This window comes from Streptomyces sp. NPDC086549 (genome assembly GCF_044746205.1).
Taxonomy (GTDB): Bacteria; Actinomycetota; Actinomycetes; order Streptomycetales; family Streptomycetaceae; genus Streptomyces.
Window position 1 is genome coordinate 115,456 of record NZ_JBIVBS010000008.1, and the last position, 15,737, is coordinate 131,192.

At 71.5% G+C, this 15,737-nt stretch carries 14 protein-coding genes; 4 read left to right on the forward strand and 10 right to left on the reverse strand.

The genetic code is table 11. The annotated features are described in order from the left end of the window. Positions 1 to 58 precede the first annotated feature (58 nt). Complete coding sequence (locus tag ACIPSA_RS25120) at positions 59 to 958, reverse strand: hypothetical protein (RefSeq protein WP_402638223.1); 900 nt, start codon at positions 956 to 958, stop codon at positions 59 to 61. Continuing rightward, the gene (locus ACIPSA_RS25125; RefSeq protein ID WP_402638224.1) at positions 886 to 1,524 is read right to left on the reverse strand and encodes a hypothetical protein; all 639 of its coding nucleotides are present in this window, start codon (positions 1,522 to 1,524) and stop codon (positions 886 to 888) included. The genes ACIPSA_RS25120 and ACIPSA_RS25125 overlap by 73 nt, the downstream gene beginning before the upstream one ends. A gap of 125 nt (positions 1,525 to 1,649) precedes the next feature. Between ACIPSA_RS25125 and ACIPSA_RS25130 the strand changes: the two genes are divergently transcribed. Further along, entirely contained in the window at positions 1,650 to 2,453 is an 804-nt protein-coding gene (locus tag ACIPSA_RS25130) for an NAD-dependent epimerase/dehydratase family protein (RefSeq protein WP_402638225.1), read from the forward strand. A gap of 22 nt (positions 2,454 to 2,475) precedes the next feature. Here ACIPSA_RS25130 and ACIPSA_RS25135 read toward each other — a convergent pair whose 3' ends face one another. Beyond that, the gene (locus ACIPSA_RS25135; protein ID WP_402638226.1) at positions 2,476 to 4,200 is read right to left on the reverse strand and encodes a dolichyl-phosphate-mannose--protein mannosyltransferase; all 1,725 of its coding nucleotides are present in this window, start codon (positions 4,198 to 4,200) and stop codon (positions 2,476 to 2,478) included. Positions 4,201 to 4,284: 84 nt separating this feature from the next. Here ACIPSA_RS25135 and ACIPSA_RS25140 point away from each other — a divergent pair, with 84 nt between their 5' ends. The 3 genes from ACIPSA_RS25140 (at position 4,285) to ACIPSA_RS25150 (ending at position 7,723) form a co-directional block, all read left to right on the forward strand. Further along, positions 4,285 to 4,512 carry a hypothetical protein gene (locus tag ACIPSA_RS25140; protein ID WP_402638227.1) on the forward strand — a complete coding sequence of 76 codons (228 nt, stop codon included), beginning with the start codon at positions 4,285 to 4,287 and terminating at the stop codon, positions 4,510 to 4,512. Positions 4,513 to 4,665: 153 nt separating this feature from the next. Next, on the forward strand, positions 4,666 to 7,122 hold the full coding sequence (locus tag ACIPSA_RS25145; RefSeq protein WP_402638228.1) for a SpoIIE family protein phosphatase: 2,457 nt from the start codon (positions 4,666 to 4,668) through the stop codon (positions 7,120 to 7,122). A gap of 121 nt (positions 7,123 to 7,243) precedes the next feature. After that, positions 7,244 to 7,723 (forward strand): GreA/GreB family elongation factor, encoded by a 480-nt coding sequence (locus tag ACIPSA_RS25150; protein ID WP_402638229.1) that lies wholly within the window; start codon positions 7,244 to 7,246, stop codon positions 7,721 to 7,723. On the opposite strand, the gene ACIPSA_RS25155 is transcribed toward ACIPSA_RS25150, so the two are convergent. The 7 genes from ACIPSA_RS25155 to ACIPSA_RS25185 all read right to left on the reverse strand — a co-directional run bounded on the left by ACIPSA_RS25155 (position 7,651) and on the right by ACIPSA_RS25185 (position 15,605). Beyond that, a complete protein-coding gene (locus ACIPSA_RS25155) occupies positions 7,651 to 8,682 on the reverse strand; it encodes a Dyp-type peroxidase (RefSeq protein ID WP_402638230.1) in 1,032 nt (343 codons plus the stop codon). The two genes, ACIPSA_RS25150 and ACIPSA_RS25155, sit on opposite strands and share 73 nt — an antisense overlap. A 95-nt stretch (positions 8,683 to 8,777) precedes the next feature. Next, positions 8,778 to 10,418 (reverse strand): sigma-70 family RNA polymerase sigma factor, encoded by a 1,641-nt coding sequence (locus ACIPSA_RS25160; protein WP_402638231.1) that lies wholly within the window; start codon positions 10,416 to 10,418, stop codon positions 8,778 to 8,780. A gap of 146 nt (positions 10,419 to 10,564) precedes the next feature. Then, on the reverse strand, positions 10,565 to 11,110 hold the full coding sequence (locus tag ACIPSA_RS25165) for a hypothetical protein (RefSeq protein WP_402638232.1): 546 nt from the start codon (positions 11,108 to 11,110) through the stop codon (positions 10,565 to 10,567). Positions 11,111 to 11,163: 53 nt separating this feature from the next. Further along, a complete protein-coding gene (locus ACIPSA_RS25170; protein ID WP_402638233.1) occupies positions 11,164 to 11,589 on the reverse strand; it encodes a contact-dependent growth inhibition system immunity protein in 426 nt (141 codons plus the stop codon). 46 nt (positions 11,590 to 11,635) lie between these two features. Continuing rightward, positions 11,636 to 13,468 carry a GMC family oxidoreductase N-terminal domain-containing protein gene (locus ACIPSA_RS25175; protein ID WP_402638234.1) on the reverse strand — a complete coding sequence of 611 codons (1,833 nt, stop codon included), beginning with the start codon at positions 13,466 to 13,468 and terminating at the stop codon, positions 11,636 to 11,638. Continuing rightward, entirely contained in the window at positions 13,465 to 14,922 is a 1,458-nt protein-coding gene (locus ACIPSA_RS25180; RefSeq protein ID WP_402638235.1) for a hypothetical protein, read from the reverse strand. Before ACIPSA_RS25180 ends, ACIPSA_RS25175 begins: the two co-directional genes overlap by 4 nt. Then, on the reverse strand, positions 14,919 to 15,605 hold the full coding sequence (locus ACIPSA_RS25185) for a FadR/GntR family transcriptional regulator (RefSeq protein ID WP_402638236.1): 687 nt from the start codon (positions 15,603 to 15,605) through the stop codon (positions 14,919 to 14,921). Before ACIPSA_RS25185 ends, ACIPSA_RS25180 begins: the two co-directional genes overlap by 4 nt. Positions 15,606 to 15,737: the final 132 nt, after the last annotated feature.

Sequence of the window (15,737 nt, forward strand, 5' to 3'; positions counted from 1 at the left end):
GCCGACGCGGCGACCACGACGAGCCGTGCCCGGGGGCGGTCCCGGGCACGGCTCGCGGTCATTGCGTCTCCGTCGTCGTCTTGTACGCCTCGTGTCGCACATCGGGGTGCGGGTGCCCACGCAGGAGGCGCAGCAGCGACCGGGCCAGCAGTTCTGCGCGCTCGGCCATCAGCAGCGGCTCCGACGCCAGCTGTCCGGCGAGCGCTTCGAGAACCTCGGGGCGCTCGTCCGCGCCGTAGCCGGGTGACACCAGGGTCCGCAGTCGCTGCAGTGCCGGCCGGTCCCGGTTCTCCAGCGCATCGCAGTCGCCGTCGGGCCCGTGCATCGCGGCCAGCAACTCGGCGACCGCACCATGGAGCACACTGCCCGGCGCCGCACCGCCGACGGGATGCGGCAGCTCGGAGAATGCCAGGTCGCGCAGCACCCACGCCGCGTACCGCCAGAGCGTGCGGGCGCCGAGATCGCACACGGTACGGGAGAGCCGGACAGCGAGTTCGGGATCGTAACGGCACCAGACACCCACGGCCAGCAGCGTGGTGTAGCTCACGGATCCGTCGGGCGCCAGGTACGTGTCATACGCGGCGCCGACGACGGGGGCATACTCACGGCGGTGCGCGTCGGCCAGCTCCCAGGGTGTGACCGCCACGAGGGCCTCGCGTACGGCCAGGGCGTCGTCGCGTGCGGCGTCCGCGAGGAGGTGCCGGGCCGCGGGCTCACGGAGCAGCGGTGGCAGCGCGCGGACGACCGCGGACCGCACGTCCGGGTGCTGGTCGGCGGCGTGGAAGGCGTCCGCCAGCAGGGCCGACGCCTGCCTCGGCGGCAGGAAGCGGGCCGCGAGCCGTACGGCCTCCTTGCGGGAGGTCACCTTCGCGGGCTGCTCCCCGGTCAGCAACGCGCCCAGTGAGAGGGCGAGTTCGGACGGGGCGGTGAAGCGTGCGGCACGTGCCGCCGCGTACACGGCGACCCGAGCGCGTTCTCGGCGTGGTCCAGCACCGGGTCGGGATGCCTGCTCGCGAGCCTCGGCCAGCAGTCGACGGCGTGCGCGAGACCGGGCAGCTCCCTTGACACGAAGGAGGTGGAGCAGGCCGGCAGCAGTCGCGCAGCCTCGGTGTCGCCCCACTCCGCGCGAAGCCGCGGCACCAGCCGCTCCGCGAGTGCGGTACGGCCGCCGGAGGCGAACAGGCGGGCCAGCCGGTGCCGCAGCGCGGCCGGTGCGTCGTCGTACGCCGCCTCCACCGCCCGGTCCGGCACGGGCAGGACGCGTGCGGCGCGCAGGGCGTATCCGGCGACGACGGGGGCGGGGTCGGCCAGCCGCTCCGCGAGGAACCCGGCGTCCCGTCCGACGAAGGCTGCCAGCGCCGCGAGCCTCCGCGCGTACGGCCCACGCGAGTCCAGGTCCGCGAGAAGCGGGGTGAGTTGCCCGTCGTCCGCGAGCCGGCGGGCAGTCCTCGCGGTCAGGGAGAGGCGCTCCGGGAACGACAGCGGTTCGAGTGCGGAGACCAACTGCTCCGCAGTGGTCGGCATGCGGCGATTGTGCCCGGGCAGATCCGTTCACGCGATCGATTATGAAGCGACCCCCGCTCCAAACCGTTTGATGCGTGGATGACCGGCGGCGATGATGCGTGCGTTGTCGAACAGGTGGGGGCGCTGTGAGTCTGGGAACGGTCGCGGTGACAGGTGCGGCGGGGAACATCGGTTCCGTGGTACGGGAGGCCCTGCGGCGCGACGCGGCGCGATTGATCCTGCTCGACCGTGTGCCGCTTCGGCCGGAGGCCGAGAACGAGGACGTGCACACCGTGGACCTGCGGGACCCGGTGGCCGTGGAGGCGGCGCTCGCGGGGGCCGACAGCGTGCTTCATCTGGGCGGTGTGCCGGACGAGGCGCCACTCGATGAGTTGCTTCAGGCCAACGTGCTCGGTACGCACAACGTTCTGGAGTCGGCGCGGCGCACGGCGATCAAGCGGGTGGTGCTGGCCGGCAGCAACCGTGTGACCGGCTTCTACCCCGTCGCGCATCTCACCGGACCGCGGGAGCCGGCGCGCCCCGACGGGCTCTACGGGGTGAGCAAGGTGGCCGTCGAGGCCCTCGGGCAGTTGTACGCCGACAAGTTCGGGCTGTCCGTGATCTGCCTGCGCATCGGCAGCTTCGAGCATGCGCCCACCGAGCCCCGGCATCTGGCGACCTGGCTGAGCCCGCGCGACGCCGTCGGCTACATCCGGGCCGCTCTGACCGCGCCCCCCTCCACCCGCTTCGCCGCGGCATACGCCGTCTCCGCCAACACGCGCCGCTTCTGGGAACTCCCCACACCGGCGGTACTCGACTACACCCCCGTCGACGACGCCGAACTCCACGCCGGGAACATCCCCGGCGCGGACCTCCCGGCCGACCCCGCCGCACCCCAGGCCGGCGCCTACGCCCTGCCCGAGTTCACCCTGAGGCACCTCCGCCCCTGACGCACACGCCGCTCGCCGGGGATCAGATCCAGGAATCCAGCCACATCCGCGCGTGCCAGCTGGAATACGGGATCGTCATACCGGTGTACAGAGGGAAGAAATAGATGAAGTTCCAGATGATGAGCAGCACCAGGGTTCCCCCGGCCATCGCTCCTCGGGTCCGGCGCGTCCTGCTCGACCCCGGCGGCCCCAGCAGGGCACCCACCATCATCGTCACCGCCAGGCACAGGTACGGCACGAAGCTGACCGCGTAGAAGGAGAAGATCGTACGGTCCTGGTAGGCGAACCACGGCAGATATCCAGCGCTCGCCGCACACAGGACGGCGCCCGCGCGCCAGTCGCGGCGCATCGCCCACCGGTAGAGCAGATACACGAGTGCGCAGCATGCCGACCACCACAGCAGCGGCGTACCGAGGGCGAGGATCGCCCGGGAACAGCCGGACGCCGCATGGCAGCCGTCCTGTCCGAGTCTCGGCGCCTGGTAGTAGTACGAGACGGGGCGGCCCTGGACCAGCCAACTCCACGGGTTGGACTGGTAGGGGTGGGGGGTGTGCAGCCCTATGTTGAACCGGTAGACCCCGTACTCGTAGTGCCACAGGCTGCGCAGGGGTGCCGGGATCCACGACCAGGGGCCGCCGTGGTCGTCCGCCCAGTGCCGGTCGTAGCCCTTGTCGGTCAGGAACCAGCCGGTCCAGGTCGACAGATAGGTCACCAGCGCGACCGGGACGATGGACAGCACCGACCAGCCGAGGTCCTTGCGCAGCACGGACCGGTAGGGGTGGCGTGCTCCGGCGACGCGGCGGGAGCCGACGTCCCACAGCACGGTCATGACCATGAAGAAGGCAAGGAAGTACAGGCCGTTCCACTTGCAGGCGGCCGCCAGTCCCAGGAAGAGGCCGGCCGCGATGCGCCAGGGACGCGGTCCCGTCCCGGCGCGGTCGCCGGTGTCCTGGTCGGGACCGGCGAATCCGCCCTCGCCCACCGGCAGAGCCGCGGCCAGCCGGGCTCGCGACCGGTCCCGGTCGATCAGCAGGCACCCGAAGGCCGCCAGCGCGAACACCATGACGACGAGGTCCAGCAGCGCGACGCGGCTCATCACGAAGTGGAGGCCGTCGACCGCCATCAGGGTCCCCGCCAGACAGCCCAGCGCGGTCGACCGGAACAGCCGGCGCCCGATGCGGCACAGCATCAGCACCGACAGCGTGCCCAGTGCGGCCATCACACATCGCCAGCCGAACGGGTTGAGGCCGAACATCGACTCACCCAGAGCGACAACCCATTTGCCCATCGGCGGATGCGCCACAAAACTTCCGGCGTCGGAGAGCGGGATCACCTGGGGATGCGCCAGGATCTGCGGGTCGGAGACCTTGCGGTCCGGCCAGGTCCCCTCGTAGCCGAGGTGGAACAACGCCCAGGCGTCCTTGGCGTAGTACGTCTCGTCGAAGACGACGGCCCGTGGTTGGCCTAGATGCCAGAAACGCAGCGCTCCGGCGAAGGCGGCGACGAGGACCGGCCCGAGCCAGCCCATTGCCCGCGCGACGCGGTACGCCACCGGAGGGCCGAACCCCACGGCCGCCCAGAAACGGGTTCCCGGTTCTCGGAAGGGTGGGACCAGACGTTCGCGGGTGTCGGTGCGGGAACGTCCTGAGTGACCGAACCGGGCCAGTCGCTCCGCCCACGGGATGGGCTCCGCCGCCGCGAGGGCATCGTTGCTTACAGCGGCCTGCGTCGCGGAGTCGCTCATCATCGGATCATCCTAAGAACTGTTCGGCTGTGGATGAACTCGAACTCGGCTTGCGTCGCGGTCAGTTCATTGGTTCCCTCGCACCCGGTGCTGCTCTTCCGCTTCAGCGCCCTGACCGCGAACGCCCACCGCATCCACTACGACACCCCCTGCGCCCGGGACGAGGAGGGCTACGCTGGCCTCGTCGTCCACGGCCGCCTGCCGGCCCTGCTCATGCTGGAACGGCACGCCTTTCGGCAGCGCTCTCCTTCCGTGACCCGCGGCGACGCGGCGCTCACGCCACGTACGGCGGCTGAACGGCGGCGACGGCCGTGATGCGCGCAGCCGACCCTTCCACGGCGCGCGAGCTGGAGAGAAGGACGGTAGAAGTGGAATACGGGGTCGAACGCCGAGTGGTCCGGCTTCGGGCGACCTGTGGTCTCGGCGGCATCTCCCGAAGCCAGGGTGTCCTTGGGGGCAGAATGGGCGATGATCGACATGGACTGTGCCACCCCGCCCGGTAGCGGCTCCGGCGCGCACCCGGATCCGGCGGCCTCAGCCACCGCAGTCGTCGACGCTCAGGGAATCGTCACCGGGTGGAGTGCGGGCGCCGAGCGTCTGCTCGGCTACCCCCGCCAGGAGGTTGTCGGCCGCCCCGTGATCCGTCTGCTCGGTTCGGACGCTGACATCGACAGGGACATCGGTTCAGCCTTCGACGGACGAATCGGAACGACCCTGCTCCGGCACCGGGACGGCCGGCACGTGGCGGTCCAGCTGCGGGCGTATCCGTCGTGCGACTGCGAAGGCCGCGTGCAGCGATTGATCGTGGTCACACCGCCGCAGCTGACGGAATCGGACCGGGCAACGGGAGAGGAGGCATTCGCGCAGTGTCATCTGTGCGTGATGGTGTACGACTCCGCGTTGCGGGTCGTGCGGGCGAGCGTCGGCGCCACGCGCGAGCTCGGGATGAGCGAGGAGCAGATGCGCGGCCGACGCGTCGTCGAGATCATGCCGCCCCACATCTGCCGGACGGTCGAGGACGGCATGGGCCGTGTGTTCGTGACCGGGGAACCCGAGGATTTCCTTGTGCGCGGCAGGACCCGGCCCGAGGCTCCCGAAAGGGTCTGGTCCATCAAGGTGTCCCCCCTCAGAACTCCGGCAGGTCAGGTACGGCACGTGGAGGTTTCCGCGCTCGACGTCACCGAACAGCACCTGGCCCGGGAACGGCTCGCTCTGCTGAACGACGTCAGTACGCGGGTGGGCAGCACCCTGGACGTGACACGGACCGCCCAGGAGATGGCCGACGTGGCGGTCGGCCGGCTCGCCGACTTCGTCACCGTCGACCTGCTCGACTGCCTGTTCCACGGAGTCGAGCCGAGGCCTTCCGCCACGGGGACCGTCGCCCTGCGTCGCGTGGCGCAACAGTCCGTCCTGCCGGGCGTGCCCGAGGCGGTGATCCAGCCGGGAGACGTGGACGAATACCCCGAGTCCGCTCCCCCGGTCCGCTGCCTGGCCACCGGCCTGCCCTCGCTGCACCGCACGCTGGACGAAGCCGTCCGGAGCTGGCAGGAGGCCGACCCCCAGCGGGCGGGAGTGGTCCGGGCGTTCGGCATCCACTCCCTCATGGTCATTCCGCTGCGCGCCCGCGGCATCGCTCTGGGTGTGGCGGTCCTCGTCCGCCACCGGCGCCAGGACCCGTTCGAGGAGGACGACCTGCTCCTCGCCGAGGAGATCGGCTCACGGGCCGCCGTGGCCGTGGACAACGCCCGCCGGTACACGGTCGAACGCGACACCGCCCTGGCCCTGCAGCGCAGCCTGCTGCCGCGTCGCCTCGCCGCCCAGGACGCGGTCGAGGTGGCCTACCGCTACCTCCCCGCTCGTACCCGGGCGGGGCTGGGCGGCGACTGGTTCGACGTGATCCCGCTGTCGGGCGCCCGGGTCGCGCTGGTCGTCGGAGACGTGGTGGGACACGGCCTTCGGGCCTCCGCCACCATGGGACGCCTGCGAACCGCGGTACGCACCCTGGCCGACGTCGGCCTCCCCGCCGACGAGCTGCTCACCCAGCTCGACGACCTGGTCACCCACGTCGCCGCGCAAGAGGACACCCCCGCGGAGTCCGGGTCCGCCCTCGATGTCTCCACCGATTTCGTCGCCACGTGCCTGTACGTGATCTACGACCCGGTCTCGCGCCGCTGCTCGGCCGCCTCCGCGGGGCACCCGCCGCCCGCCGTCGTCACACGCGACGCCACAGCCGACGCCACAGCCGACGCCACGGCCGACTTCGTCGACATTCCTCCCGGTCCTCCGCTGGGTGTGTGCGGGCTGCCCTTCGAGACCATCGAGTGGGAGCTTCCTCCGGGCAGCCTCCTCGCGCTGTACACGGACGGCCTCGTCGCAGGTACCGAGCACGATCTGGGCAACGGCCTCGCACTGCTGCGCCAGTGCCTCGAGCGGCCCGTGGAGTCGCTGGAGGCCACCTGCGACGACCTTCTTCAGGCCCTGCTCCCCGCACAGCCGCAGGACGACGTGGCCCTGCTGCTCGCCCGGACCCGAGCCCTCGACACGAGCCGGTTCGCCACGTGGGACCTGCCCTCCGACCCGACCGCGGTGGCCGGTGCCCGTGCGGAGGTCCTGGCCCGGCTGACCGCTTGGCGGCTGCCCGACGTGGCCTTCACGGCGGAGCTGGTCGTCAGCGAGCTCGTCACCAACGCGATCCGCTACGGGCGACCCCCCATCCGGCTGCGTCTGATCCGCGGCGCCACGCTCATCTGCGAGGTTTCCGACAGCAGCAGCACCGCACCGCACCTGCGACGGGCCCGCACCTTCGACGAGGGTGGCCGCGGCCTGCTGCTCGTCGCCCAGTTCGCGGAGCGCTGGGGAACACGCCAGCACACCGGCGGGAAGACCATCTGGGCGGAGATCGAACTTCCCGACGAGCGGACATGACCGCTGTCGCGGTGTTCATCCGAACCGGCCGGGCCGGTGGTTAGCGGCGGGCTAATATGGTCGAAAATGTGGAATTTCCACCATTTCAAACGCATTCCTCCTCGCACCCTCAGGAGCAGGCATGACCAGCGAACCCGCGCCGATCAGCGACGCCGCCCGTCACGCCCTGGAGCAGGAGATTGCCGACCTCCGCGCCGAACGCGAGACGGTCGCGGCGACCCTGCGGGAGAACGACACGGTCGGCGACCGCGCCGACGAGGCCGACGAGTTGCAGCGCGCCAATGAGCTCGAACGCCTGGACGCCCGTATCTCGGAGATCAGCACGCGGCTGCGTCAGGCTGCCGAAGCGGGCCCGCCCTCCACCGATGTGGTCGGTGTGGGCAGCACGGTCACGGTCAGATTCGCGGACGGCACGGTGGAGACGCTTCGGATCGACGCGGAGGCGGTGCAGTTGGACCAGACCATGGTCACGGCCGACAGCCCGCTCGGGCGCGCCCTCCTCGGGCACCGCACCGGCGACCTCGTGAGCTACGACGCGCCGGGGGGACGGGCGACCGCGGTGGTGGTGTCCCTCGGCGAGTCACCGGGCGGACCGGATTGATCCGCTGCCCTCGCCGTCACGCCGGGAGCGGCGGGAACGGCGGGCGGGTCTTCGAGAAAGGTGACGGTCGGTACGTGGAACAGGCACCCGGTGATCGCGGTCGAGAAGTCGAGGATGCGATCGTGCGTTGCCCGACCGTCACCGAGGAACATGTTCCTCAACATCTGTTCGATCACATCCGGGGTACGCGCGTAGCCGATGAAGTACGTGCCGAACTCGCCCTCTCCGAGGTTGCCGAAGGGCATGTTCTCGCGCACGATCTTGCGCTCGCGGCCGTTGTCGTCGGTGATGGTGGTGCGTGCCACGTGGGAGTCGGCCGGCTTGACGTCATCGGCGAGTTCGACGTTGGCGAGCTTCGTCCGCCCGATGGCCTTCTCCTGCTCCTCCACCGGCAGGGCGCGCCATGCCGTCAGGTCGTGAAGGTACTTCTGCACGATCACATAGCTGCCCCCGGCGAAGTCGGGGTCCTCGTCGCCGACGAACACCGCGTCGTCCCCGATCCGGCCTTCGGGGTTCTCGCTGCCGTCGACGAAACCGAGCAGGTCACGCTCGTCGAAGTACTTGAAGGCATGAACCTCGTCGACCACGGTGATCGCGCCGCGCAGCCGGTCCGTGATCAGCCACGCCAGTTCGAAGCACAGGTCCATACGGCGGGCTCGCACGTGGAAGAGGATGTCTCCCGCCGTGGCAGGGGCGCGATGGCGGTCACCGGCCAGTTCCACGAACGGGTGCAGGTCCCGTGGACGCGGCCCACCGAAGAGACGGTCCCAGGCTCCCGACCCGATACCGACGACACAGCTGAGAGCGTCGTCGGGGGCACGGAAGGCGACCGAGCGGCGCAGTCCCGAGACATCCTGCAGCAGACCGCGGACCGTGTCCTCCTGGCCCGGAGCGATCGTGACCACGAGGAACAGCGTGGCCCTGGCCGGCGGGACGACCACGGCCTGCGAGTCAACCACGAGCCGACCTCCTCCGTACGCTTCACCCTTCCCATCTTGCTTCGCCCCGGGCGAACCCGCGCGGGCTTTCGTCCTACTGACCGACACGCAGGGCATCACAGCTTCGTACCGAAGTCCTGGGTCCACCATGGGCCGCCGGATCCGTTGTGGACGCCCACGCCGAGCTCCTTGAAGGAACAGTTGAGGATGTTGGCACGGTGGCCGGGGCTGTTCATCCAGGAGTCCATCACCGATTCCGGGCTCTGCTGGCCCTTGGCTATGTTCTCGCCGAACGTGGACCAGCGGTAACCGGCGGCGGTGATGCGCTCGCCGGGGCCGTCGCCGTCGGGGTTGGTGTGGTCGAAGAAGTTGCGCGCGGCCATGTCGTCGGAGTGCTTCTGGGCGGCGTCGCGCAGCTGCGCGTTGTCGGTGACAGGTCCGCAACCGGCGGACGCCCGCTCCTTGTTGACCAGCGCGATGACCTGCGCAACGGTGCCTGCCGGAGCCGACTGCGCGGTCGGGGTGCTGGACGCACGTTGAACGGCCTGGGGCGGCTTCTTCGACGCGGGGGCGCTCTTGGCCGTGCGCGGTTTCGCGGAAGGGCTCGCGCTCTTCGACGCGGACTTCGAGGGCGAGGCCGACGCCGAGGGCGAGGTCGAAGGCGAGCTTGCGGCGGCGTCGGGCGTCTCGACCTCCGCGAGTGGAGCGGCGGGTGTCTGCCTCGCGGCGGTGCCTTCCGTCCCCGCTCCGGAATCCGTATCGAAGTACCACATACCGGTGCCGACCAGGCAGGCCGCCGCGATAGCACCGCCGACGACCCGTTGCCGATTCCTGCGACGCCGGCGCGCCGCGGCCCGTGAGGTCACCTGTTCCCCGGTGGAGCGGTGCTTCACGGCGCTGCCGGCCCCGTCGCGGCTTCCCGCCGCGTCGAGTGGCGTTGCGGAACCGGCCGGCGCGGTCGCACCGAGGGTGTCGCGTACGTTCGACAGCAGTGCTGCCGATACCGGTACCAGTGCCAGGCCGGCCAGCAGGCCCTCGGCGGGCATCAGCCCGCTCCACTGACCCGTGCAGCGCACGCAGTCGCGGGCATGGCGGGCTATGCGCTTGCGCCACAGCGGGGAGGGCCGACCGTCCCAGGGCGCCAGCAGAGCCCGCAGGTCCTCGCACGGTGGCTGCGCCTCCAGTGCCCGCACGACGACGCGAGCCGCATCGAGCTGCGCCTTCATCCGCTGCACCCGCACCGCTGTGTGCTGCGGGGACAGCTCCAGGGCCTGCGCTGTCTCCGCGCGTGTCAACTCACCGGCGCACTCCAGCCACCACAGCGACAGCAGACTCCGGTCGTCCGGTTCCAGCCAGCGCGTCGCACGCGCGGTCTCCAGGCGTTGCCCGGACAGCTGCAGCCGCATCATGGTCAGGTCCACGAAGTCGGCGCCGGGGTCCGCGAACTCGCCGGCGTCCTCCACGGCACCCGGAGCGGACTGCCGGTCCTGCCAGTACGCACGGACGCGGTTCATGGCGATGGCCACCAGCCAGGAGCGGAAGCTCTCGGGCGTACGCAGGCTGCCCAGCCCGTCCAGGGCCCGCAGCATGGTGTCCTGCACCACGTCGTCCACGTCCACCGAACCGTTCAGCGCCCGGCCCACGACGTTGTACACCAGCGGAAGGTACGCGTTGACCAGGGCTTCCTGCGCCTGCAGGTCGCCCTCGCGGGCAGCGGTCACCAACGCCGCCGACTCCACCGTGTGCTGTGTACTCATAAGAAGAATTCCCTGTCCTTGACGCCAGACGATGATGTCCGATGCCTGGGAGACCTATGCAGGCACCCCGGATAACAGTTCTTGCGACAGCAGTTCGGAAAATGTGGGCGCCGAGCCCATTTCGCCCTCGTCACCGGAGCCGGCGCTCAGGTGGAGTGAGGCCCGGTCCAGCCGGTGGCGGCCAGCACGTCCCGTGCGATGTCCACGACTCGACGTCCGTCCGTCACCACCCGCACCGTGTCTTCGGACGCCCGCTGGTCCAGGAGCCGTGCCTTGCGGAGGCTGCCTCGCAGCTCCTTCTCCAGCTCCGAGCCGAGTTCCCGGCCCACCAGCCGCTCGCGGGCCGTGGCATCGGAGGCGGTGAGCAGGATGCGTACGATCCGTACCCCGGCCCCCATGGACCGCTGGAACATGCCCGTCGCCTCGGGCAGCACACTGACCGTGTTCGTGTAGATCAGACGGCGATATCCACGCTGGGCGAAGTTCGCCCACACGGCAGTCAGATTGCTCTCGGTGATCTCCGAACGGTCAGGATCCCCCTCCGGCGCGGGGTGCACCTGCCCCATGAAGTCACCGTCGATGACCGCGTGCGAGACCGCCGCGGCGCGCAGCAGCGCCGAGACCTCCCACCCCACCGTGGTCTTGCCGACGCCGGCTCGTCCGCCGATGAGGAGTACCTCAGCACGATCCATGCAGGCAGCGTCCCAGCCGGCAACCGCCTCGCGCGATCCGATACCGGACCGGGTCAACGAGGCGATCCCGGTCCCTCGACAAAGGCGGTGAGTTGCCGGGCGGCGCCGCGCGGCAGGCCGGCGATCGCCTGCTCCGGCAGAGTCGCGATCACGGCGCTCAGCCGCGCGGCGGGATCCGGCAGCACGGCCCAGGCCGAGGCCGGGGCTTCCACGGTCGCGAGCAGCAGGTCCCCCTCGTAGAAGTACGCGTCGAGCAGCGGCTCCCCGAGCAGAAGGCTCACCGCGAGGGGCAGGACGTACGGCAGAGCCACCCGCTGTGAGATGAGCGTGCGCAGGTCCGCCGGACGGAGTTCGCCCAGCGGCACGCGCCGCAGTCGATGCACCTCGCGGACCAAGTGGGTCGCGTCGGCGGCGGGAGCCGTCCAGCGAGGCGGGTCCAGCTCGTCGAGGGTGCGGTCGAGGTGCAGCAGATGGTCCATGGGGTTCATTCTCGGCCACCCGGCCACCTGGGTGCGTGGCCGCGCGTCACGACTCCAGGTGCGCCTGTGTGACCGCCAAGGCCGCCGCCATGACGGTCAGTTGCGGGTTCACCTCGGGACAGCCGGGGAGTACGGACGCGTCGGCGACCAGCACACCGTGCACCCCGCGGAGCCGTCCCGCCGCGTCCGCCGGGAAGCGCTGCGGGTCCGCACCCGCGGCGACGGTGCCGGTGGGGTGATACGCCGACAGATGGAGCTGACGCACGCCGGTGCCGGCCAGAACGGCGTCGAGCTGCGCGAGGCTGTGGACCCGGGGTGCGGCGGTGATTCCGGTGAGCACTTCCTCGGCGCCCGCGGCGAAGAGCAGCTCACCCATGGCACGTACCGCCCGCATCAGCCGGCCGGCGTCGCGGCGGTCGAGGTCGTAGCGGAGCAGGGTACGGTCACGGCCCAGCACGCGGCCGGAGGGCCGGTCGGCGATCATCGCGCCGAGGGTGGCGAGCCGGTGGGCGCCCTCGAGTTCGCCGCGCAGCTCGGCGCCGAGTCCCGGCAGGACGAAGGAGCCCATCCCCGGCGGAGTCGCGGTGGCCTCGATGAGGACGCCCTGGTGATGGTGCTCCTCCACTCCGACGCTCTGCAGTACGCCTTCCCAGGCGGTGACCGGCTGGGCGAAGCGCCCGGCGACACTCGTGGCCGGGTGGACGCTGAGGTTGTGGCCGAGCCGGGGATGCCGGCCGAGGCCGGAGCGGCGCAGCAGCGGCGGCGACTCCAGGGCGCCCGCGGCCACGACGACCAGAGGCGCGAGGATCTCCATGGCGCCGCCCTCCCGGCGTATCCGCACCCCGGCCGCGCGCGGGCCTCCGGGCCGGTCCGCGTCGACGAGGAGGTGCTCCACCCGTGCTTCGGTGACGATGCGGGCCCCCGCGGCGCAGGCGTCGGGCAGCACGGAGAGCTGCACGCTCTGCTTGGCGCCGGTCGGGCAGCCCACGACGCACTGGCAGGAGCCCTTGCAGCCGGGCGCGTTGCGGCGCAGGGGTGCGGCCCGCCAGCCCAGGGTGTGCGCCCCGTCGAGTGTGATCCGGCCGTTGTTGCCGAGGACGTCCAGGGGTTGGGTGGCCACGTGCAGCGTGCGCTCGGCCTCGTCCAGGTGGGGGCCGAAGCCGTCGGCGAGGGTGAACCCGAAGTCGGTGCCCCAGCGGGCGAGGACATGGTCCGGAGTGCGGTAGCAGGTACCGGAGTTGACGACCGTGGTGCCGCCGACGGCCCGGCCCACGGGCAGCAGCAGCGGCGGGCGGCCGAGGGCGAAGGTCGCTCCCCCGTTCCGGTAGAGCTCCGCGAACCGGTCGAGCGGGGTGCGCCGGGCGAACCACTCGGTGGAGTGGTGCCGTCCCTCTTCGAGGACGACGACATCGAGCCCGGCCCGCGCGAGGGTCCGCGCGGCGATGGCGCCGCCCGCGCCCGAGCCGATGACGACGGCGTCGGCGGTGGAGCGCGCGGGCCACTCGTGGGCGGGCGTACAGTCGAGCGGTGGGTCCTTCCGCGTGAGCGGGGGTGCGGCGAGACCGTGGTCGAGCATGCGCTCGGTTCCTGCCGCGAGCAGGACGGGCACCTTGACGACGTCCAGCAGTGCCAGGAGTGCGGGTCGTGTGCCGATGCCGTCGAGTACGGACTCGCGCTCGGGGTGGGTGAGCACGGCCAGTCCGCGCCCGGTCCGCGCTCTGGCGTATGTGTCCAGGCCGTGCGCCGCCGCCCGTATGCCGGTCCGGGCGGCGAGCGGCATCGAGGCGAGGACCGTCTCCAGCCTCGCGGGGACGCGTGCGGGCCAGTCGGCGGTGCCGTCGTCGGCGATGAGGGCGGCCACCAGGCCGGTGAGGCTCATCGCGTGCCCACCTCGGCATGGGCCGTTCCGCTCAGCGTCCACTCGGCCTCGGTGCGCCAGCCGCCGAACCACCATCGCTCCAACAGGACGTGCGCGTCGGCGCGTTCGCTGTTGCGGCAGACGGCGTGGGCACCGTCGGGATCGGTGTAGTCCAGGGCGAGCGTGCGGTCCGGCGGCTGGGTGACCGCCACGCGGATCCGGCGCAGTCCCGCGCGGCCGGACACCGTCCAGGTGGGCAGGTCGATGGCGGCGCGGAAACGTCCCGGTCCGGCCCAGCCGACCGCCGGGCGCTCGGGCCGCCGCGGCCAGGTACGGTCGCCGCGCAGCAGGCGCAGGAAGACCAGGGGAGGAAGCCTGCGCAGGCCGGGACGCATGGAGACGGCGGCGACGATCTCCAGGACGTCTCCGCCGCCGAGGTCGGCGTGCAGCCAGGCCCAGCGACGGGCGTTGCCGTGGCCGTAGATCCGGGCGGACGCCCCCGGGGCCGCGGTGAGGGTGAGTGTCGTGTCGTCGTGCGTGAAGGTGCCGTCGTAGCGGGCCCGCGCGGCGGGAAGGATCTGGGCAGCGGGCAGCAGGGGGCGGCGCCAGGACCATCGGGGGAAGGTGAACAGCGGCCCGGCCAGGGGCCGTTCGGTGAGCTCCCAGCGCAGCGCGCCGCCTTCCGCCTCGCCGGTCAGCGCTCCGGGTCGGACGGTGATGCCGTCGACGCTGAATCCGGTCGCGTCCGGGGTCCACTTGGCGGGACCGAAGCGGGCGTGCCGTACGGGGCCGTCCTCGGGGAAGACCGCGGCCCAGCCGTGGGCGTACGGTGCGGAGCCGTCGGCGGGTGCGGTGAGTTCGTGGTGGAGCCACAGCCCGCTGCCGGTCGCCGGGTCGGTGAGGGTGGTGTACCAGACCTCCGTACGGCCCGGCTCACCGTTCCAGCGCGGGGCGAGGAGTGCGTCCGTGTTCTCCCGGAGCGGGAAACGGAAGCTCGCCAGGAAGGGAACGAGCTGCGTGGTCACCGGAAATCGGAGGGTTCCGGTGCCGATCCGTACGCCGTCTTCGTACAGGGTGTACGGCAGTACGGTCATCGAGGCGACGGGCCTCAGCGGCGTCACGGACTTCCAGCCGTCGAGCGTCAGCCGGCGACCGTGGGCGGTGAACGCGATGCGGTAGCGGATACGGCGTCGCGCGAGCGGTGAGATCTCCAACTCGCCCTCGGCGTCCGCGTCGTCGGCCCATCCGGCGATCCGCACCCGGCCGCCGGCGCGGGCCTCGGTGGTACCGGTCAGCCGCATCACGCGGTCCGCCGAAACCCTCAGGTCGAGCCGTACCCGGCGGGTACGGTCCTCGTCGTCCAGCCGCAGCGAGCCGAGCATCGTCTCCCTGAAGACGGTGCCGCGAGCGGGTGCGTCACCGCTGGTGCCCGTGTCCCGCTCGCTGTGGTGCGGGGTGCTGGTGTCCGCGCTCACGCGAGGCCCTCCAGCATGATGTGCTCGGTCGTCGTCAGGTAGTCGTCGGCCGCCCGACGGGCGGCGGCCTCGTCGCCTGCGGTGACCGCGTCGATCACCGGCTCCAGGCGGGCCCGGGCTGCCGCGGCGTCCGTGAACGGGCCGCGGAGCGCTGCGCGCACCGGCAGGTAGGCGTTGAAGAGGGTGTTGGTCAGCAGGACGTAGACCCGGTTCCCGGTGGCGCGGGCCAGGCCGCGGTGCACCTCGATGTCCGCGAGCTGCACGGCGTCGCCGTCCTCCGCCTCCCCGACGGCCGCGAGCAGCCGGCGCAGCTCGGCGCGTTGCCGGTCGGTCGCCCGGGCCGCGGCTCTTTCGGCGATCAACGCTCCGATGCTGCGCCTTACTTCGAAGATCTCACCGATCCAGTCGGGGCTGTGCCGTACGAGCATGGGCAGCAGGTCGGCTCCGCCCAGGCGCAGGTAGTCGCGCACACGGGTGCCGACACCGTGCCGGGTCTCCAGCAGACCCGCCTGCACAAGGCGGCCGAACGCGTGCTTGAGGGTGGTGCGGGTGACGCCGTAACCGTCGGCGAGTTGCCGCTCCGGCGGCAGGTAACTCCCGGCGGGGTGCCGTCCGGTGAGGATGTCCTCGCGCAGACGGCCTTCCAGGACATCGACAATGGTCTCGCGTGGCAGTGTCTCCATCTTGCCCTCCCCAGTGGCCCAGTGGCTGATCCACTCAACCAACAGGCGTTGGCGTATGTCAATGGGAAGGCAGGCGTACCGCGAGTCACTGCCACCGTGCCCGGGGGCGAGAAGTCGCCCCCGGGCACGGTG